Below are 21,811 nucleotides of genomic sequence, written 5' to 3' on the forward strand. Positions count from 1 at the left end.
GTCTTTCTCATTTGTAATCGTTACATTTGAGGGACAAACCTTTTAATACTCAATTCTATGGATGATTTACTCTTCTGGCTCGTTCCTGTAGCCTCTTTGGTAGCTCTTGGTTTTGCTCTTTATTTCTATAAATGGATGATGAACCAGGACGAAGGTACAGACACTATGAAAAAAATAGCCCAACATGTTAGGATTGGCGCTATGTCCTATCTCAAACAACAGTACAAGGTTGTAATTGCAGTATTTATAGTAATGGCTGTGATTTTTGGTTGCATGGCCTATTTCGGCTTACAAAATAACTGGGTACCCGTTGCCTTCCTTACAGGTGGTTTCTTCTCCGGTCTTGCCGGATTTCTGGGTATGAAAACAGCCACATACGCATCGGCACGTACAGCAAATGCTGCACGTAAGTCATTAAACAGTGGCTTGCAGGTGGCTTTCAGAAGTGGAGCAGTAATGGGGCTGGTGGTGGTTGGTCTCGGTTTGTTCGATATTGCTTTCTGGTATCTGCTGCTCAACTGGTTACTACCCGAAACACCCGAAAAGCTAACCATAATAACTACCACGATGTTAACCTTTGGCATGGGAGCCTCTACCCAAGCACTATTTGCCCGTGTTGGTGGAGGTATCTATACCAAAGCCGCCGATGTAGGAGCCGATTTAGTGGGTAAAGTAGAAGCCGGAATACCGGAAGACGACCCTAGAAATCCGGCTACCATTGCCGATAATGTTGGAGATAACGTTGGTGATGTAGCAGGTATGGGAGCCGATTTGTATGAATCATATTGCGGTTCTATTCTGGCAACAGCCGCCCTTGGTGCTGCTGCCTTTGCATCGAAAGGCAATATCGACCTGCAAACAAAAGCAGTTATTGCCCCCATGCTAATTGCAGCAGTAGGCATTTTCCTTTCTATTGTAGGTATCTTCTCCGTTAAAACCAGCGAGAATGCAAGTATTAAAAAATTGCTTAACTCACTTTCCTTTGGAACAAATCTAAGTTCAATTCTTATTGTTATTGCAACCTTTGGCATTATGTATTTACTGGGATTGCCCGATTGGCAATGGATATCTTGTTCAGTAATAGTAGGTCTGCTGGTTGGTATTGTAATAGGGCAAGCAACAGAATATTATACCTCGCAATCTTACAAACCCACTAAAAAGGTAGCCGAATCAGGTAAAACTGGTCCGGCAACGGTAATCATCTCCGGGCTAGGACTGGGTATGATATCGACTTGTATCCCTGTACTGGCTGTTGTTGTGGGTGTAATCGCCTCTTACTATTTTGCTTCCGGATTCGATTTTGCCAACATTGGAATGGGACTTTACGGAATTGGCATTGCAGCAGTTGGCATGCTCTCGACACTGGGATTCACCCTTGCTACCGATGCTTATGGCCCAATTGCCGATAACGCTGGTGGTAACGCCGAAATGTCTTGCTTGGGAGCCGAGGTACGTAAGCGCACCGATGCTTTAGATTCGCTAGGTAATACTACTGCCGCTACCGGAAAAGGTTTTGCCATTGGTTCGGCTGCGTTAACGGGTTTGGCATTGCTTGCATCTTACATTGAAGAGATAAAAATTGGCTTAATACGTTTGGCCGAGGGTGCTGCCGATAAAATGGTTGCTGTTGGCAAACATATTACTGTTACGGTTGAGCAGTTACATGCAGCATCTTTCCTCGACTTTATGAACTGGTACGAAGTAACCCTGATGAACCCCAAAGTGCTTGTGGGCATATTTATTGGCTCTATGATGGCTTTCTTGTTCTGTGGATTAACCATGAATGCCGTTGGACGGGCAGCAGCCGATATGGTAGAAGAGGTACGGCGGCAGTTCCGCGAAATCAAAGGGATAATGGAGGGCAAAGCCGAACCTAATTATGCCCGCTGTGTAGAAATCTCTACCAAAGGTGCACAAAGAGAAATGGTTGTGCCTTCTGTATTGGCCATTGCTGCACCAGTTGTTACAGGACTCATCTTTGGAGTAACCGGTGTTATGGGCTTATTAATTGGCGGACTGAGTACGGGATTTGTTCTGGCCATCTTCATGGCTAACTCCGGCGGCGCATGGGACAATGCAAAGAAATACATCGAAGAGGGCAACCATGGGGGTAAAGGATCCGAAACACATAAAGCAACAGTGGTGGGTGATACTGTAGGCGATCCGTTTAAAGATACTTCCGGCCCAAGCCTTAACATCCTCATTAAATTAATGAGTATGGTAGCTATTGTAATGGCAGGGCTTACGGTAGCGTGGAGTTTGTTTTAAGATAAAAGATAATAGTTAAAAGATAAAAGTTCTCTGTAAGTCTTGTTTCAGTTTAGAATTAATAGGATATTTGCAGAAGAAGAACTTTTATCTTTTAACTATTAACTTTTAACTTAATGTTATTACCCTATTTACACGAACACCTCATTGAAGCCGGATGCGACGAAGCCGGACGCGGTTGTTTGGCCGGATCTGTATACGCTGCTGCTGTAATACTTCCCAAAGATTTTAAAAACGAATTATTGAACGACTCCAAACAATTATCGGAGAAACAACGTTATTTATTAAGAGACGTTATACAGCAAGAAGCGTTAGCGTGGGCTGTGGGTATTGTTACCCCCGAAGAGATTGACGAAATAAACATTCTCAATGCTTCTTTTTTGGCCATGCACCGTGCTGTAGACCAGTTAACCATACGTCCGCAACATTTGTTGATTGATGGTAACCGTTTCAAAGAATACAATGACACTCCCCATACCACTGTTATAAAAGGTGATGGCAAATATCTTTCAATTGCTGCAGCATCCATACTGGCCAAAACCTATCGCGATGATTATATGAATGAGCTACACGCAGAGTTTCCCGATTATGCCTGGAATCAAAATAAAGGATATCCAACCAAGAAGCATCGCGAAATGATAGCAAAAGTTGGCACTTCGCCATATCACAGAATGAGTTATAACCTTCTTGGTGATACACAACTCGAAATTCCATTCTAACAATTCATACTATAGAATGGAAGGAGTTATCGCTTCGCTAGGAGTTAAAGGAGTTAAAGTTTTAGATGCTCTGAAGTATCTTATAGCTATAACTCCTAAGGAGCAAAGCTCCTGATAACTCCCTTTAACTACTTCCATTCTGGAATATGAAATAAGCACTAACCTAAAGTAGAATTTTTATGAAACAAATGATTGCATTGTTGTGTGTTGTGGTATTTTCGGCATGCAGCAACACAAAAGAAATGAAGTTCCTCCAACTCAACATCTGGCAAGAAGGAACAATGGTAGAAGGCGGTTATGATGCCTTAGTAAACGAACTGGTAAGAGCTGATGCCGATTTTGTGATGCTCAGCGAAGTACGGAATTACAAAGGGACCCGCTTTTGCGACCGCATAATAACATCTTTAGCCGAGAAAGGTCTTACTTACTATTCGTTTTACAGCTTCGACTCGGGCTTACTGAGTAAATATCCTATACAGGATAGTGTTACGATTTTCCCTTTAAAGGATGATCATGGAACCGTTTATAAGCTGAAAGCTGATGTTAATGGAAAAACCTTCTGTGTGTATACTACGCATCTGGATTATCAAGATTGTTCGTATTATGAAGTAAGGGGATACAGTGGCAAAACGTGGGCAAAACTACCAGAACCTGTTACGAATGTCGACACTTTGTTAGCTAGAAACGTGGCTTCACTAAGAGATGATGCCATAAAACTATTTATTGCTGACGCTAACAAGGAAGCTGCCGCAGGTAACTATGTAATTATTGGTGGAGACTTTAACGAGCCTTCTCACCTGGATTGGACAGAGGCAACCAAAGATAGTGCCGATCATCATGGGGTGGTAATTCCGTGGACTGTTACCACGCTTCTGGAAGAGAACAATTACAAAGATGCTTACCGCGTAATGTATCCCAATCCGGTTACCCATCCCGGCTACACCTACCCTGCCGATTGCAAAGGCGCACCAATCAAGCGTCTTACTTGGGCTCCCGAATCGGACGAGCGCGAACGTATCGACTTAATTTTCTATTATCCTTCGGAGGGTATGAAGTTAAAAGATGCAGCTATTTATGGTCCAAAGGGATGCATACGTAATAGCGAACGGGTACAAGAAACCAGTGAGGACAAGTTTATTGAACCAATTGATATCTGGCCAACCGATCATAAAGGGGTGCTTACTGTGTTTGAGGTAAGTTTTTAAACAGTAAGTAAGCGCTTGGTTAACCAAGCGTTTGCCCAATTAAACTACTTGGTTTATTCTAATAAAGAGTTATATTTGTGCATTAAAGTGAATTATTCTAAAGGCCAACGGCCTTTGCTCAATAGCGTAGGGCAAAGCCCTACGTAAACGGATCATGTATTGTGACCCCAACGGGGTCAACGTAAATTGTTTAAATGAGTTGACCCCGTTGGGGTCATAATATATAATTATCCGTTTACGTAGGGCTTTGCCCTACGCTATTGAGATGAGGCCGTTGGCCTCTTTGCGTATCAAAATATATCAGAACTCATTGTTCTTTTTTAAAAGCATTCTTCAAAAGCATCCTGCGCCGGCACAACAATATCCATTTGCCGCTTTGCGGATGTTTCCGTACGTCGCCACAACTCTTTTATCGCTTGTTTAACTGTTTCGGAATTTAAAGAGCAATATTTCTAGCTCACCTCAGTGGTACTTTGCTACAAAAAAGGAGCCTTTTCACAAAGACCCCCTTCCCTAACAAATTATTTAATTAAAAAATCGGAAAATATTAAATGTTATTCTCTTTAATCAGGTATTCGGCAATTTGAACAGCATTTAGTGCAGCGCCTTTCTTAATTTGGTCGCTAACTGTCCAGAAAGTAAGACCGTTTTCGTTTGCCAGGTCTTTACGGATACGTCCTACATACACAGGATCTTTGCCCGCAAGGAATAACGGCATCGGATATTCTTTCTCGGCTGGGTTATCCATTAACACAATACCATCGGCACTTGCGAAAGCTTCGCGTGCTTCATCAATAGAGATAGGCTTTTCTGTTTCTACCCAGATGCTTTCAGAGTGAGCTCTTAAAGCAGGAACACGTACACAAGTTGCACTTACTTTAATATCCGAGTGCATAATTTTACGTGTTTCGTTGAACATCTTCATCTCTTCTTTGGTATAACCATTGTCGGTGAAAACATCAACCTGTGGAATCAGGTTGTAAGCCAACTGATAAGCGAACTTCTCAACTACAACCTCTTCGCCTGCTACAACCTGACGGTATTGCTCGTGCAACTCGTCCATTGCAGCAGCACCGGCACCACTGGCAGCCTGATAAGTAGAAACATGTACGGTTTTAATGTGCGATAGGTTTTCAATGGCTTTCAATGCTACAACTATCTGAATAGTGGTACAGTTAGGATTGGCAATCACACCACGTGGACGATCTTTGGCATCGGCCGCATTCACTTCGGGTACTACCAAAGGCACATCGGCATCCATACGGAAAGCGCTTGAATTATCAATCATTACAGCACCGTATTGAGTGATAGTCTTTTCGAATTCTTTCGAAGTACCGGCACCGGCAGAGGTGAATGCAATATCAATATCTTTAAAGTCGTCATTGTGTTGCAAAAGTTTGACTTCGAGCTGTTTTCCACGGAATGTATATTTAGTTCCCGCACTGCGTTTAGAACCAAACAACACTAATTCGTCCATTGGAAAATTTCTTTCCTCGAGTACGCGAAGGAACTCCTGTCCTACCGCTCCGCTTGCTCCAACAATAGCTACTTTCATTTTAAGTTTTTGAGTTTATTAGTTTGTTAGTTTTTGAGTTTATAGGCTTTTTGAGTTTTTGATGCTGTATAGCAACTTACAAACTCACAAACTTAAAAACTTATAAACTCAAATAATTTGGCTGCAAAAATACGACATTCTGCTATATAACCACATAATAAAACGTTTTTTTTCTTACTTTTGCGTGAAATTAAATCCCGTGTGTGAATGAATTGGCTTGATTTTAATCTACATTTACCTATTACCGATCCTACCTGGATTTTCCTGCTGGTTCTTCTCATTATTCTTTTTGCTCCGATATTGTTAAGCAAGCTTCGCATTCCCCATATTATTGGGATGATTATTGCAGGAGTTTTTGTTGGCGAACATGGTTTCAACATTCTGGTACGGGATAGCAGTTTTGAACTGTTTGGTAAAGTAGGACTTTATTTTATCATGTTCCTTGCCGGACTTGAAATGGACCTTGAAGATTTTAAGAAGAACAGATCGAAAGCCTTGGTTTTCGGTATATTTACGTTTGTTGTTCCAATGATATTTGGGGTTTGGAGCTCCATGTCTGTGCTTGGTTATAATGCCACAACATCGGTATTGCTAGCCAGTATGTATGCATCGCACACGCTAATTGCCTACCCCATAGTAAGCCGTTACGGTTTATCCCGATTGCGCAGTGTGAGTATTACTGTAGGCGGTACAGCCATCACAGTAGCATTGGCCCTCTTGGTGCTTGCCATTATATCGGGCATGTATAAAGGTGAGATTACCAGCCTGTTCTGGATTTTGCTCACCGTAAAAGTTGTTGTTGTATCCTTCCTAATCATTTATTCTTTCCCTCGTATCGGTCGCTGGTTCTTCCGCAAATACGAAGACAGCATTATGCAGTTTATCTTTGTACTGGTGTTGGTATTTCTTGGTGGCGGTTTACTTGAACTGGCTGGGATGGAAGGTATACTTGGTGCTTTCCTTGTGGGCCTGGTACTTAACCGGTTGATACCTAACCTGTCGCCATTAATGAACCGGTTGGAGTTTACGGGTAACGCTTTGTTTATACCCTACTTCCTGATTGGTGTGGGAATGATTATCGACATCCGCTCTTTGTTTACAGGTGGCGAAGCTTTGAAAGTTGCCGTAGTAATGACAATAGTTGCTACTTTTAGTAAATGGCTGGCAGCCTGGATGACACAAAAATCGTTCCGGATGGGCAAGAACGAACGTACCATGATGTTCGGACTCAGCAATGCTCAGGCAGCCGCAACATTGGCAGCCGTACTGGTTGGTAACAAGATTGAGGTTTCGCCCGGTGTTCCTTTACTGAACGATGATGTATTGAACGGAACAGTAGTAATGATTCTCTTTACCTGTATTATAAGTTCTGTTGCAACCGAAAGGGCTGCCCGGAACATGACCATCGAGGATAACATTGAAGGTGCAGACGATAAACCGAAGGAAGAAGAAAACATCCTTATCCCAATAGCCAACCCCGACACAATAGCCAACCTGATGAACATGGCTTTACTTATGAAAGAGCCTAAACGCAAATACGGATTAACCGCACTGAGCATCATCAATGACAATAACGCTTCCGAAACCCGTTTGGCACAAGGTAAGCGTTATCTGGAACGGGCAGCTATGGTTGCTGCTGCTGCCGATGTAAATGTTCACACATTAACCCGGTATGATTTAAATGTGGCTTCAGGCATCATCCACACCATGAAAGAGTGTGCTGCATCCGAAGTAATCATCGGTTTGCACCACAAAATAACAATCGTAGATTCATTCTTAGGAAGATTAACCGAAAACCTATTGAAAGGTACCCACAAGCAAATTATGATTGTTAAGAGTGTAATGCCTGCAAATACTTTGCGCCGGATTGTTATTGCTGTACCCCCCAAAGCCCAATACGAAGCCGGATTTATTAAATGGCTCGAAAGGCTTTGCCGAATGGGAACACAGCTAGGTTGCCGCTTGCATTTCTTTGCACACCCGGATACAATACCCTATTTAGAAGGCTACATTGTAAAGAAACACAGGGGATTGAGAAGAGAAATGACCCCTCAGGATGAGTGGGAAGATTTAATGATGCTGGCAAGCCATATTAACTTCGACCATTTATTGGTTATTGTTAGTGCCCGCCGCGGATTCATATCGTACGATCCGGCCTTCGAAAAACTGCCTGCCCAACTAAAATACTTTAGTAACAATAGCTTGATGGTGCTCTATCCGGATCAGTTTGGAGATCCACAAGAGAGCCTTTCGTTCTCGGAGCCTTTGCATCATAATGAATCGCAACACTACGAGTCAGTGGGGAAATGGTTTTATAAATGGTTTAAGAAATGAAACAACGAACCGAATTACTTTTCGGAAAAGATAAGATGAATCGCCTTGCTAATGCCCATGTATTGGTAGTAGGTTTGGGTGGTGTAGGAGCCTATGCTGCCGAGATGATTTGTCGGGCAGGGGTAGGACAAATGACAATTGTTGATGCAGATACCGTTCAGCCAAGCAACATCAACAGGCAGCTGCCTGCTCTTCACTCAACTGTTGGTATGAAGAAGGCCGAGGTGCTTGCCGAACGTTTTTACGATATCAATCCGGATTTGAAGTTAACTGTACTTCCCGTTTTTCTGAAAGATGATAACATCCCCGAATTGCTCGATGCTGCAATGTACGATTTTATTGTAGATGCTATTGATACCCTCAGCCCCAAATGTTTCCTGATATACCATGCTATGAAAAGAAACATAAAGATCATTTCGAGTATGGGGGCAGGTGCCAAAAGTGATATCACACAAATACGCTTTGCCGACATCTGGGATACTTACCATTGTGGTTTAAGCAAAGCCGTAAGAAAGCGATTGCAGAAAATGGGAATAAAGCGCAAGCTACCAGTTGTGTTCAGCACCGAACAAGCCAACCCTGATGCTGTTATTCTAACCGAGGATGAAATGAACAAAAAATCCACTTGCGGAACAGTTAGCTATATGCCAGCAGTATTTGGATGTTATCTGGCAGAATACGTAATAAAAAAGTTATGAGTAGTGAGTTATGAGTTTTGAGTAGTGAGTTTTAAGTAGTGAGTAACGATGCCGCATGGTAAAACTCATAACTCATAACTCATAACTCAAAACTCATAACTCAAAACTCATAACTCAAAACTCTATAAATATGATCCATTTAGAAGGAATCACCAAGAGCTTTGGTACCCTACAGGTTCTTAAAGGCATTGATCTTGACATACAAGAAAGCGAAGTAGTTAGCATTGTTGGCCCCAGTGGTGCCGGAAAAACAACCCTTCTGCAAATTATGGGTACGCTGGATAAACCGGATAATGGTAAGATAACCATTCAGGGAACAGATATATGCCAATTAAAAGAGAAAGAATTATCAGCTTTCCGCAACAAGCACATTGGTTTTGTTTTCCAGTTCCATCAGCTATTGCCCGAGTTTACGGCACTCGAAAACATTATGATTCCCGCTTTTATTGCAGGTAAATCAGTAAAAGAGTCAACCGGTCGTGCCTTGGAGTTGCTTAAGTTTATGGGCATAGAAGACCGTGGAACTCACAAGCCCAACGAACTATCGGGTGGCGAAAAACAACGTGTTGCTGTGGCCCGCGCCCTGATAAACAATCCTTCGGTAATTCTTGCCGACGAGCCTTCGGGAAGTTTAGACACTAAGAACAAAGAAGAACTGCATCAACTGTTCTTTGATTTACGCGCACAGTTTGGCCAAACTTTTGTTATTGTAACTCACGACGAATCACTCTCACGTATTACCGACCGTACAGTTCATATTATTGATGGGCTGATTGGAAAGGAAAAAAACTCAGTGATCGTGTATGAATAATTCAATTTAAAGCGCACCTTAAGTACACCTAAAGGGCAACCTAAAAGCACACCTAAAGGGCAACCTAAAGGTATACCTAAAGGGCAACCAAAGCCTTTATATATAAGAACGCGCAATAAACGAAAACAAAAACTAAAACAAAAACTATATAATAACTCTAGTGAGTTATTAAACACACACTCTGATGTAAAAAAATGGAAAGATAAAATCTTGATCTGTTTATCCCGGTAGGATCAAGCCTTTATCCCGGTAGGAGAAACCATTTGTCCCGGTAGGATGAAGCGTTTATCCCGGTAGGAGAAAACGTTTATCCCGGTAGGATGAAAATGATACTTATAAATACTCATACCACCATAACGCTTTATCCGGAGTTTTTTATTAACTTTGCTAAGTTATTTTAATAGGAAAAATAAATTATGAGCGAAGAACAAGTTACCCATGACAACAGTACATATTCAGCCGATAGTATCCAGGTACTGGAAGGCTTGGAAGCAGTAAGAAAGCGTCCGGCCATGTATATCGGTGATACTGGTTTGAAAGGTTTGCACCATCTCGTTTATGAAGTTGTTGACAACTCTATCGACGAAGCTTTAGCCGGCCATAGCGACCGCATTGACGTAACCATCAACGAAAACAACTCAATAAGTGTTGAAGACAACGGACGTGGTATTCCCGTAGGCTTCCACGAAAAAGAACAGAAATCTGCACTTGAGGTTGTTATGACTGTACTTCATGCCGGTGGTAAATTCGACAAAGATTCATATAAAGTATCCGGTGGGCTTCATGGTGTGGGTGTATCCTGTGTGAATGCACTTTCTACCCAAATGATTACCGAAGTAGCCCGCGATGGTAAACTTTATCGCCAGGAATACAGCTGTGGTAAACCTGTAACAGAAGTTGCCGTGGTAGGCGAAACCGACCGAAGAGGTACACGTCAGACATTCCTTCCCGACGAAAGCATCTTTACTGTAACAGAATATAAATACGATATTCTGGCAACACGTATGCGCGAACTTGCATACCTAAATGCCGGTGTAACCATCAGTTTAACCGACCGCCGCGAGATGAACGAAGACGGAAGCTACAAAAGCGAAATCTTCTTCTCGGAAAATGGTTTGGTTGAGTTTGTACAGTTCATTGATTCATCGCGCGAACGCTTGATTCCCGATGTTATTTCTATCAGCACAGAGAAACAAGGTACCCCGGTTGATGTAGCTATAATGTACAACACATCGTATGCAGAAAACATCCACTCGTATGTTAACAACATTAATACCATTGAGGGAGGTACGCATCTAGCCGGATTTCGCCGTGCACTTACACGTACATTAAAGAAATATGCCGAAGATGCCAAGATGCTCGAAAAGGTAAAAGTGGAGATTTCGGGAGACGACTTCCGCGAAGGTCTTACCGCTGTTATCTCTATTAAAGTAGCCGAACCACAGTTTGAAGGACAAACCAAAACCAAGCTCGGAAACAACGAGGTTATGGGTGCTGTAGATCAGGCAGTAGGCGAAGCTTTATCGAACTACCTTGAAGAGCATCCAAAGGAAGCCAAAATTATTGTAGACAAGGTTATTCTTGCAGCAACAGCACGCCATGCAGCCCGCAAAGCCCGCGAAATGGTGCAACGCAAATCGCCCATGTCGGGTGGTGGACTTCCTGGTAAACTGGCCGACTGCTCGGACCGCGACCCAGATAAATGTGAGCTATTCCTTGTCGAAGGAGACTCGGCAGGTGGTACAGCCAAACAAGGTCGTAACCGTACATTCCAAGCAATCTTGCCACTTCGTGGAAAGATTCTGAATGTAGAAAAAGCCATGTATCACAAAGCACTCGAAAGCGACGAAATACGTAATATCTACACTGCATTGGGTGTAACCATTGGAACAGAAGAGGATAGCAAAGCCGCTAACATAGCCAAACTTCGTTATAAGAAGATTATCATCATGACGGATGCCGACGTAGACGGTTCGCACATTGATACACTGATTATGACTTTCTTCTTCCGCTATATGCCCGAGCTTATCCGTAACGGATATCTGTACCTTGCAACCCCACCACTTTATCTCTGTAAAAAAGGTAAGGTTGAAGAGTATTGCTGGACAGATGAACAACGCATGCAATTTATTGAAAAATACGGTGGTGGTTCGGAAAACAGTATCCATACACAACGTTACAAAGGTTTGGGAGAGATGAATGCAACTCAACTTTGGGATACAACCATGGACCCTGAAAACCGTATACTGAAACAAATTAATATAGAAAACGCTGCCGAAGCCGACTATATATTCTCCATGCTTATGGGCGAAGACGTTGGTCCACGCCGCGAGTTTATCGAAGAAAACGCAACGTATGCGAATATTGATAAGTAATTCTTTAATTTAAAAACCAGCCTCACATCTTACAACGTGAAGGAACGCCGATAGAAGAGAAATCTTTTACCGGCGTTTTTCTTGTGACAAGCCATTTGTCCACTATGCCCTATGTGATGAATATCTTTTTTAGGCAATTGGGTATATAAATCGAAGATTTTTATCTAAGTTTGCGAGGTCATTATTAAAACCTCGAATGAAAAATAAACGTAAAAGCCGGTTACTTCTACTGGCACTCTTGTTGAGTAATACACTCACTGCACAAGACGCTAATCAAGACAAGCTAAAAATTACTCCTATAGGCCGTTTTTATTACGATGGTGCAGTGTACTTCTCGGACGAAACCAAGTTAAGCAATGGCACAACCATGCCCGATGCCCGCCTGGGATTGAAAGCAAACTATGGTAAATTCAACATGAAAGTGGATATCGGATTCAGCGATAAAAAGGTAAAGCCTAAAGATATCTTCCTTGACTATCACATACAAGAAAACGCTTACTTCAGATTCGGTCATGTTGCTCCACCTTTCGGACTAGAGCCTTGGGAAACAACATCTTCCATTAAGTTTATCTGCGAGAATCCAAACACCTATCTTTTTGGTACAGACAGGTTGCTGAATATTATGTTTTCGCACTACGGACAAAGATATGTACTGAATGGCTGTTTAATGGGCGATAGCAATGCCCTTAGCAATGATACGGAAGGACGAGATGGGTACGGTTTTCTGGCAGATGCCAAATATGTTGTGCATCAACAAGAAAAAACTCTTTTATTATTTGGTGCCAGTAGCTATATACGCACAGGAAATGCAAACGGTTATAACGAGGAAGGTAAAGAGAATCCACGGATATTAAACTTCTCGTCGCCAATGAATACAAAAATTGAAAAAAGAAAGCCTATTGTATTCGACATTGAAGATGTTAAGTACCAGCACAGCAGTGCCATATACACCGAAGCACGATACAATAATGTATTCCTACAATCCGAAGGTTTCTTTATGAATGTAAAAAGGAAGAATGGCCTCCCCTCCTATCAGGCCAATGGATTTTATATGCAAGGTGGCATCTTATTATTTGGTGATAAAACCTACAATTTCGATTCTGTAGAGAAGAAAACCACTCGTCCACGTAAAGGGCTTGAACTGGTTGCCCGTTATTCCTACACCAACATGGATGATAATTCTGCGGGCATTAACGCAGGAAAAATGACGGATATCTCTTTTGCTTCAAATTACTATGTGAACAACCACGTATGTATTAAGCTGAATTACATTTATCAGAAGATGGGTAGTAATTGTGCATTCCTTGCAGGAGAAAATGTTAGTTCAGTGCAGGCAAGGCTACAGGTAATTTTTTAAATAGAGAATTGAGAATTGAAAATTAACGTGCCGCATGGTAATTTTCAATTCTCAATTCTATTTTCAATTCAAATAAGGTTTTGTTCTTTTAATTCGCGAGCAACATCTTCCAGCTCATCATACCATACTTTTCCGAACTTGCGGATCAATGGCTCTTTAAGGAACTGATAAACAGGGACTCCTTTCTCTTTACCGAGTTCGCGTGCTGCATGGCAAACACTCCACCGATGATAGTTTACGGCTCTAAAGGTTTCGTGCTTGTCTACACGAATGGGATATAAATGGCAGGAAACGGGTTTATAGAAATCTACTTTGCCTTCGCGATAAGCTTTCTCTATGGCACAATAGCAGTATCCTTTTTCATCGTAACAGGTAAACACGCAGTCTTCCCCCTTTACAATGGATGTTACCAAATCGCCATCCCTATCACGGTAGCATACTCCTTGCTTGTTAATAACATCTTTGGCAGCCGGCGAAAGATCGTCCCAGATAACGGCAAGGGCTTTTTCCAGTTGTTCTACTTCATCATCTTCCAGCGGTGCGCCTGCGTCGCCTTCAATGCAACATTCGCCTTTGCAGGCATCAAGGTTGCAAATAAACTTTTCCTTGAAAACATCGAGGCTTACTACTACATCATCAATCTGTACCACGGTTTCTTATTTTTTAATATTAGACACGGATTACACAGATTGCACGGATTTAAATACACGGATAAAATATTAATAAAATAAATCCGTGTTAGATCCATGCAATCCGCGTAATCCGTGTCTATAATAAATTATTATTTTATTAAAACAACCCCGTTCATTTCTTTCGGAGCATCCAGTCCCATGATCTTAAGGATAGTTGGAGCCACGTCAGCCAAACGGCCATCTTCTACCTTGGCATCCTTGTTCTCTGTTACATAAACACATGGAACAGGGTTCAAAGAGTGAGCAGTATTAGGAGAACCATCTTCGTTAACAGCGTTATCAGCATTACCATGATCGGCAATAATGATTGCTTCGTAACCGTGAGCTTTGGCAGCTTCGATGCTATCTTTAACACAATTATCAACTGCTATTACAGCTTTTTCGATAGCTTCGTAAATACCAGTATGGCCTACCATATCACCGTTAGCATAGTTTACTACAATGAAATCGTACTTTTCCGAGTTGATAGCCTCAACCAAACGATCCTTTACTTCGTAAGCACTCATTTCGGGCTTAAGGTCGTAAGTAGCTACTTTAGGAGAAGGAACCAAGATGCGATCTTCGGCAGCATAAGGAGTTTCGCGTCCACCGTTAAAGAAGAAAGTAACATGAGCGTACTTCTCTGTTTCGGCAATGTGTAGTTGGGTTTTGTTTTCAGAAGAAAGATACTCGCCTAATGTGTTTTCTACATTATCTTTATCGAAGAGGATATGAACACCTTTAAATGAAGCATCGTAAGGAGTCATACAATAGTATTGCAGATTAGGGATGATGTGCATGCCAAAGTCGGGCATATCTTCTTGTGTAAGCACAACAGTAAGTTCCTTTGCACGGTCGTTACGGTAGTTGAAGAAGATAACAACATCACCTTCTTTAATAGTACCATCGAAGTTGGCGTTTATAATTGGCTTAACAAATTCGTCGGTAACACCTTCATTGTAAGATTCCTGCATTGCCTGAATCATGTTGGTAGCTTTCTTGCCAACACCATTTACCAAAAGGTCATAGGCTTCTTTTACACGTTCCCAACGTTTGTCGCGGTCCATTGCGTAGTAACGGCCAATGATTGAAGCTATTTTACCTGCACTTTGTTTGGTGTAAGCATCCAATTGTTCAATAAAGCCTAAACCGCTCTTGGGGTCGGTATCGCGACCATCCATAAAACAGTGAACAAATGTATTCTCTATTCCATACTCTTTAGAGATATCGCAAAGCTTAAACAAATGATCGAGCGAACTGTGTACACCACCATCGGAGGTTAATCCCATGAAATGAATACTCTTACCATTTTCTTTAGCATAACTAAATGCCGAAACTACTTCGGGATTCTGCATGATGCTGTTGTCGCGGCAGGCAAGATTGATCTTTACCAAATCCTGGTATACTACACGTCCGGCACCAATATTAAGGTGACCTACTTCCGAGTTACCCATTTGTCCGTCGGGCAAACCTACGTTTTCGCCACTAGCCTGTAATTTTGAGTGTGGATAAGTGTTTACCAGATAGTCCCAGTAAGGTGTGGAAGTATTGAAAATAACATCTGCTTTTCCGTGGTTTCCGATTCCCCAGCCATCGAGAATCATTAATAGGGCTTTTTTACTCATGATCTATTCTGTTTAATGATTAATACCTATCTAATTTCGAGGTACAAAGGTACAAAAAAGATTATAAACGTTTACGACGTATGGTTTGTTTGGTTCAAATTGAAACGCTTAGCCTTTTTAATTTCATTTTAATAAATGTTATTCCAATAATCTTTTAGAATCCGATAAACTACATTACTTTTGCTGTCATTATTTTAACCTTAATACATTCATTTATGAACAAAATGATGGATATTGTATCTCATTTCGCTATTGATGGCGGAATTGGTGAGATTTCTCCCCTTGGTAGCGGACTGATAAATGACTCTTACCGCGTAAAAAACTCAGAAGCAGGCAAACCCAACTATGTGCTTCAACGAATTAATCATGCTATCTTTCAGGATGTAGATATGCTGCAAAATAACATTCTTGCAGTAACTTCGCACATCCGTCAAAAACTCGAAAAAGAAGGAACAGACGATATCGACCGTAAGGTTCTGACCTTTATTCCTACCAAAGAAGGCAAGTATTACTATTTTGATGGCGAGAACTATTGGCGGGTAATGATATTTATACCCGAAGCTATTACGTACGAAATTGTAAATCCTGAATACTCATACTACGCAGGTGTGGCATTTGGTAACTTCCAGTCTATGCTTGCCGACATTCCGGTTGAGCTGGGCGAAACAATTCCCGACTTCCACAACATGGAATTCCGCCTGAGCCAATTGCGCGAAGCCGTTGCCAACAATGCTGCCGGAAGATTGGAAGAGGTTCAATACTATGTTGATGAACTGGAAAAACGTGCCGATGAAATGTGCAAAGCCGAGCGTTTGTACCGCGAAGGGAAACTTCCTAAACGTGTTTGCCACTGCGACACTAAAGTTAACAACATGTTGTTCGACGATAAAGGAAATGTGCTTTGTGTAATCGACCTCGATACTGTAATGCCTAGTTATATCTTCTCCGACTTTGGCGACTTCCTTCGTTCGGCTGCCAATACAGGCGACGAAGATGATAAAGACCTTAACCGCGTAACCTTCAACATGGAAATTTTCAAGGCATTTGCCAAAGGTTATCTGGAATCGGCTAAATCATTCCTTACCCCAATCGAAATTGAAAACCTGCCTTACGCAGCCACCCTATTCCCTTATATGCAGACAGTTCGCTTCCTGGCCGATTATCTGAATGGTGATACATATTACAAAACTAAATATCCGGAACATAACCTTGTACGCTCTAAAGCACAATTCAAACTGCTTCAGAGTGCCGAGGAAAATATTCCGGCAATGAGTGAATTTGTAATATCATGCTTGTAACCAATTACAATAAAAGAAGAAGGCTGGAGCAAGGCATCCGGCTTTCTTTATTCGTTTTTATCGGAAGTTTTTTATTAAGTGCATGTAATTCATCAAGTGATATGAAAGAATTAAAAGTAAAAAAGATTAGTGAAACCATAACAGATGCTGCCACTGTGCCAGCGCTGCTCGATAAAGAAAATGTAGCATTCCAAGCTCTTGACGTTGTAAACTGGGAAGCTTATCCTTATAAACCGGATGTAAAATTCCGCATAGCCCACACAGAAAACGCTATTTTGTTGCAATATCGTGTTAAAGAATCTAGCGTACGCGCTAAGTACGGAAACGATAACGGATCTGTATGGACAGACTCTTGTGTTGAGTTCTTCCTGATTCCAGGAAAAGATGATGTATATTATAACCTGGAGTGTAACTGTATTGGTACTGTATTACTGGGTGCAGGCAGCGGCAGAAACGACCGCGAGCATGCCGGTACCGAAGTAATGGAAACCATTCAAAGATGGTCGAGCCTTGGACGCGAACCTTTCGAAGAACGTATTGGAGATACAGAATGGGAAGTGGCTCTTATTATTCCTTACAGTGCATTCTTCAAACATCAGATAACATCACTCGATGGCCGCGACATCCGCGCAAACTTCTACAAATGTGGAGATGAACTGAAAACACCACATTTTGTTTCATGGAATCCTATAGGGGTTGAGAATCCCAATTTCCATTTGCCGGAGTATTTCGGGATGATACATTTTGAATAATGTGCCAATAGGATAATATGCCAATGTGCTAATTACCATGCGGATAATTAATACACTGGCATATTTTCTTATTTTCACATTGGCACATTGGCACATTGACACATTATTACTACTTTTGCACCATGTTAAAATGGAGAAATCATACCGTTAAGCGATTGGTTCGCAACGCTTTTTATATTTCCTCGGTTGCGGGATTAGTATATTCGTGTGCCAGTATTGGCCATCCGGATGGTGGTGCATATGATGAAACACCTCCACGTTTCATTGGTAGTACACCCGTAGCAGGGGCAACCAATAATACCCGTACAAGGATTGTACTTGAATTCGACGAGTACATTAAGCTGGAAAATCCCGGCGAAAAGGTGGTTTTTGCACCGCCCCAGCTTTTGCAACCGGAAATAAAACCCAGCGGAAAACGGATAACGATTAACCTGAAAGACTCGCTAAAGCCCAATACTACCTACACCATAGACTTTGGCGATGCCATTACCGATAACAACGAAGGTAACCCGCTCGGTGATTTCAGCTTTACTTTCTCTACCGGCGAAGCGATCGACACACTCGAAGTAGCCGGTACATTGCTCAATGCATCCAATCTGGAACCAATTAAAGGTATGCTTGTTGGGCTCCATGCCAATCAGGCCGATTCTGCCTTCACTACACTTCCACTCGACCGTATTGGAAGAACCGATAGTCGCGGACGCTTCAGGATTCGTGGTATTGGTGCAGGCTCTTATCGTATATTTGCGTTACAGGATGTTGACCAAAACTATCGTTTCAGTCAGAAGAGTGAAGCCATAGCGTTCTATGATTCAATAGTTATCCCTCACTTCGAAGAACGTCTTCGCCAGGATACTGTATGGAAAGATTCCTTAACTATCGATACCGTTATTGAACGTAACTATTCGCATTACCTACCCGATGATATTTTATTGCGTTCGTTCAAAGAGGCAACAGACTACCAGTACCTAAAAAGAAGCGAACGCCTTGTACCTCATAAATTCACCTTGGTTTTCAATACTAAAGCCGATACACTACCTACAATCCGGGGATTTAACTTTGATGAGAAAGATGCTTTTATTATTGAGAAAACTTTCCGCAATGATAGTATAACGTATTGGCTAAAAGACTCACTGGTTTACAAACTTGATACATTAAAATTCCAACTGGATTATCTGTACACCGACACATTAAACATGTTAGTGGCCAAAACGGATACATTAAAATTGCCTGTAAGAAGACCGAAGAGTTCGAAAAAAGAAGAGGAAGAAGATAGCAAATCACGTTCGAAAAAGAAAAAAGGCAAGGATAATGAAGAAGAAACACCTGCCACAGTATTCCTGAATCTTAATTTACAGGCTCCCTCTTCAATGGATGTATTTGGAAATATTACATTAACTTTCGAAGAACCCACAGCTTATATAGATACCAATGCCATTCACCTGAAACAAAAGGTAGATACCTTGTGGAATGATATTGATTTTATTTTCCAACGAGATTCGGTCGACATTAAAACATATCATGTGTACCGTGAATGGGAACCCGAAACCGAATATGAGTTCTCTATGGACTCCTTAGCTATCGTTGGACTCTATGGATTGCATACCGATAAGAAAAAGAATTCCTTTAAGGTGAAGTCTATGGAAGATTATGGAGCAATTATGTTCAACATTACTGGTGCAGGCCCCAATGCTTTTGTAGAACTTCTCGATACTTCGGACAAAGTAATACGAAAAGTGAAAGTCACTAACAACCAAGCCGACTTCTATTTCCTTCCTGCCGGAAAGTATGCTGCACGCTTAATAGAAGATACAAACGGCAATGGTGTATGGGACACCGGAAACTACGAGCAGAAACTACAGCCCGAAATGGTTTACTATTATTGGCAGGTACTGGAGTTAAAAGTGAGATTTGAACTGGAACAAGATTGGAACTTAACCTCACGCCCATTGGATAAACAAAAACCAGATGAGCTTAAAAAACAAAAGCCTGACGAAGATAAAAAGAAGAAGCAAAACAGAGAGCGCAGGCGTTGAGTTTTGAGTGGTGAGTTTTGAGTAGTGAGTGGTGAGTTATGAGTATTGAGTTAACGATGCCGCATGAAACTCACCACTCATTACTCATAACTCACTACTCAAAACTCATTACTCAAAACTCATTACTCATAACTCAATACTCAAAGCCTGGTCTTTTCTGTAAACAGTGGCTTCGAATGTGGCAATCAGTTCGTTGTTCTGGTTGGTTACATCTACCTGATAATGTCCTGTTTTGCGGCCCATATATCTTTCTTTAGCTTCGGCAAAGAGAGTATCTCCGGGTCCGCTTCCCCGCAAGAAAGTAATATTTGAAGTGGTAGATAATGCTAATGTTCCGTGCGAATTAGCTGCGGCCGCCAGTGCTAAATCGGCAAGAGTAAAGATGGCACCACCTTGCGTAGTGTTTCCTGCGTTTAGGTGGCGAGGTTCAACAATCATCTGGGCTTTGCCATAACCCGGTTTAATGTCGATTAGTTCAATACCCGCTTCGGTGGCAAATCGGTCTAGTTTGAAGAATTCTTTTGCATCCATGATGGTATCCTTATTGAAACGCAGATTAACGCGGATTAACGCAGATAATTAATAAACCAATCTGCGTTAATCCGCGTTAATCTGCGTTTCAAAAAATTATTTAGTAAGTTTCCACTCAAAACCATCCTTGGTATCCTTTATTTCAAAACCAAGAGCAGTAAGTTCATTTCTTATTTTATCGGATGTAGCCCAATCTTTATTCGCTTTGGCCTGCATACGTTGTTCAAGAAGCATATCAACAACCTTTCCGTAAGCCTCTTCACGGTTGTTTGATGATCCGCCACTTTCTGCTTTCATACCAAGGATATCAAATAAAAACAGGTTAAACGTTTCTTTTAAGGTATTCAGATCTTCTGCATTGATCTTATTATTACCCGAGATAATGTTATTGATAATTTTTGCACCTTCAAACAAATGCGATATAACGATTGGAGTATTCAAATCATCGTTCATGGCAGCATAACATTTCTCACGAAGTCCTTTCACATCTACATCCGATTCGGAAGAGGGTGCGATTTTATTCAGATGGTCTACAGCTTCCATCAACCGGGCGAGTCCTTTTTCGGATGCTTGCAATGCCTCGTTGCTAAAATCAACAGTGCTACGGTAATGAGCCATCAGGATAAAGAAACGAATGGTCATAGAACTATAGGCCTGTGTAAGCATCGGATGCGTACCAGTGAAAAATTCGTCCAGTGTAATAAAGTTACCTAGCGACTTACCCATTTTGGTGCCATTCACAGTAATCATGTTATTGTGCATCCAGTAGCGCACCATATCATCACCCTGCGAAGCAACCGATTGTGCAATTTCACATTCGTGGTGAGGGAATATAAGGTCCATACCACCACCATGAATATCGAAATGTTCACCAAGATACTTGCGCCCCATAGCAGTACATTCGCAGTGCCATCCGGGGAAACCGTCTCCCCAGGGAGAAGGCCAGCGCATAATATGCTCGGGCGATGCTTTCTTCCAGAGGGCGAAATCGCTGGGGTTACGTTTCTCGCTCTGCCCATCAAGATCGCGGGTGGTGTTAAGTAAATCGTCTATATTTCTTCCGGAGAGTTTTCCGTAATGATGTTCTTTGTTGTATTTAGGCACATCGAAATAAACCGATCCCTGACTTTCGTAAGCATAACCATGCTTTACTATTTCTTCAACCAGCTTTATCTGCTCAATGATATGTCCCGAAGCATGTGGTTCTATACTTGGCGGCAATACATTTAAAGCATTCATTGCATTGCGATATCTGTTGAGGTAGTATTGTACTACTTCCATTGGTTCTAATTCTTCGAGCCGGGCTTTCTTGGCAATCTTATCTTCGCCTTCGTCGGCATCATGTTCCAGGTGACCTACATCGGTAATATTACGAACATAACGAACCTTGTATCCTATATGTGTGAGGTAACGGAAAACGATATCAAAAGTAATAGCGGGGCGTGCATGTCCTAAATGAGCATCGCCGTATACTGTTGGCCCACAAACATACATTCCCACATTGGGGGCATGCAGGGGTTCAAATACTTCTTTCTTTCTACTTAGCGTGTTGTAAATAGTTAGTTGCTGTTCCATA

16 protein-coding genes are annotated in these 21,811 nt (G+C 41.8%); 11 read left to right on the forward strand and 5 right to left on the reverse strand.

Annotation, left to right across the window (positions count from 1 at the left end; genetic code table 11):
* The first annotated feature begins 57 nt into the window (after positions 1-57).
* The 3 genes from D0T85_RS04620 (at position 58) to D0T85_RS04630 (ending at position 4,192) form a co-directional block, all read left to right on the forward strand.
* Positions 58-2,268, forward strand: a complete 2,211-nt coding sequence (locus D0T85_RS04620; RefSeq protein ID WP_163210697.1) for a sodium-translocating pyrophosphatase — start codon at positions 58-60, stop codon at positions 2,266-2,268.
* Positions 2,269-2,384: 116 nt separating this feature from the next.
* Positions 2,385-2,987, forward strand: coding sequence for a ribonuclease HII (locus D0T85_RS04625; protein WP_163210699.1), 603 nt, complete (start codon positions 2,385-2,387; stop codon positions 2,985-2,987).
* Positions 2,988-3,166: 179 nt separating this feature from the next.
* Positions 3,167-4,192: an endonuclease/exonuclease/phosphatase family protein gene (locus D0T85_RS04630; RefSeq protein ID WP_163210701.1), complete on the forward strand. Its 1,026-nt coding sequence runs from the start codon at positions 3,167-3,169 to the stop codon at positions 4,190-4,192.
* Positions 4,193-4,739: 547 nt separating this feature from the next.
* Here D0T85_RS04630 and D0T85_RS04635 read toward each other — a convergent pair.
* Positions 4,740-5,747, reverse strand: a complete 1,008-nt coding sequence (locus D0T85_RS04635) for an aspartate-semialdehyde dehydrogenase (RefSeq protein ID WP_163210703.1) — start codon at positions 5,745-5,747, stop codon at positions 4,740-4,742.
* A gap of 207 nt (positions 5,748-5,954) precedes the next feature.
* Here D0T85_RS04635 and D0T85_RS04640 point away from each other — a divergent pair, with 207 nt between their 5' ends.
* From D0T85_RS04640 to D0T85_RS04660, 5 genes are all read left to right on the forward strand, one after another.
* Entirely contained in the window at positions 5,955-8,081 is a 2,127-nt protein-coding gene (locus D0T85_RS04640; protein ID WP_163210705.1) for a cation:proton antiporter, read from the forward strand.
* Entirely contained in the window at positions 8,078-8,779 is a 702-nt protein-coding gene (locus D0T85_RS04645; protein ID WP_163210707.1) for a ThiF family adenylyltransferase, read from the forward strand. Before D0T85_RS04640 ends, D0T85_RS04645 begins: the two co-directional genes overlap by 4 nt.
* A 130-nt stretch (positions 8,780-8,909) precedes the next feature.
* A complete protein-coding gene (locus tag D0T85_RS04650; protein ID WP_163210709.1) occupies positions 8,910-9,590 on the forward strand; it encodes an ABC transporter ATP-binding protein in 681 nt (226 codons plus the stop codon).
* A gap of 416 nt (positions 9,591-10,006) precedes the next feature.
* Positions 10,007-11,965, forward strand: coding sequence for a DNA topoisomerase (ATP-hydrolyzing) subunit B (gyrB, locus tag D0T85_RS04655; protein WP_163210711.1), 1,959 nt, complete (start codon positions 10,007-10,009; stop codon positions 11,963-11,965).
* A 196-nt stretch (positions 11,966-12,161) separates the two neighbouring features.
* Positions 12,162-13,322 carry a porin gene (locus D0T85_RS04660; RefSeq protein ID WP_163210713.1) on the forward strand — a complete coding sequence of 387 codons (1,161 nt, stop codon included), beginning with the start codon at positions 12,162-12,164 and terminating at the stop codon, positions 13,320-13,322.
* 68 nt (positions 13,323-13,390) lie between these two features.
* Here the strand turns inward: D0T85_RS04660 and D0T85_RS04665 are convergent, their stop codons facing one another.
* Entirely contained in the window at positions 13,391-13,972 is a 582-nt protein-coding gene (locus D0T85_RS04665) for a DUF3109 family protein (protein WP_163210715.1), read from the reverse strand.
* Between the two features lie 131 nt (positions 13,973-14,103).
* Positions 14,104-15,618: a 2,3-bisphosphoglycerate-independent phosphoglycerate mutase gene (gpmI, locus tag D0T85_RS04670; RefSeq protein WP_163210717.1), complete on the reverse strand. Its 1,515-nt coding sequence runs from the start codon at positions 15,616-15,618 to the stop codon at positions 14,104-14,106.
* Between the two features lie 215 nt (positions 15,619-15,833).
* Here gpmI and D0T85_RS04675 point away from each other — a divergent pair, with 215 nt between their 5' ends.
* The 3 genes from D0T85_RS04675 to D0T85_RS04685 all read left to right on the forward strand — a co-directional run bounded on the left by D0T85_RS04675 (position 15,834) and on the right by D0T85_RS04685 (position 19,704).
* Positions 15,834-16,916, forward strand: a complete 1,083-nt coding sequence (locus tag D0T85_RS04675) for a phosphotransferase enzyme family protein (protein ID WP_163210719.1) — start codon at positions 15,834-15,836, stop codon at positions 16,914-16,916.
* Positions 16,917-17,017: 101 nt separating this feature from the next.
* Positions 17,018-17,668, forward strand: coding sequence for a carbohydrate-binding family 9-like protein (locus tag D0T85_RS04680; protein ID WP_163210785.1), 651 nt, complete (start codon positions 17,018-17,020; stop codon positions 17,666-17,668).
* Between the two features lie 122 nt (positions 17,669-17,790).
* Positions 17,791-19,704, forward strand: coding sequence for an Ig-like domain-containing protein (locus D0T85_RS04685; protein ID WP_163210721.1), 1,914 nt, complete (start codon positions 17,791-17,793; stop codon positions 19,702-19,704).
* Between the two features lie 126 nt (positions 19,705-19,830).
* Here D0T85_RS04685 and D0T85_RS04690 read toward each other — a convergent pair whose 3' ends face one another.
* Together D0T85_RS04690 and cysS are read right to left on the reverse strand one after the other, a co-directional pair.
* The gene (locus tag D0T85_RS04690; protein ID WP_163210723.1) at positions 19,831-20,235 is read right to left on the reverse strand and encodes a PaaI family thioesterase; all 405 of its coding nucleotides are present in this window, start codon (positions 20,233-20,235) and stop codon (positions 19,831-19,833) included.
* A 96-nt stretch (positions 20,236-20,331) separates the two neighbouring features.
* On the reverse strand, positions 20,332-21,810 hold the full coding sequence (gene cysS, locus D0T85_RS04695) for a cysteine--tRNA ligase (RefSeq protein WP_163210725.1): 1,479 nt from the start codon (positions 21,808-21,810) through the stop codon (positions 20,332-20,334).
* Position 21,811: the final 1 nt, after the last annotated feature.

Origin of the sequence: Bacteroides sp. 519 (assembly GCF_010500955.1) — a bacterium.
GTDB lineage: Bacteria > Bacteroidota > Bacteroidia > Bacteroidales > Bacteroidaceae > Bacteroides.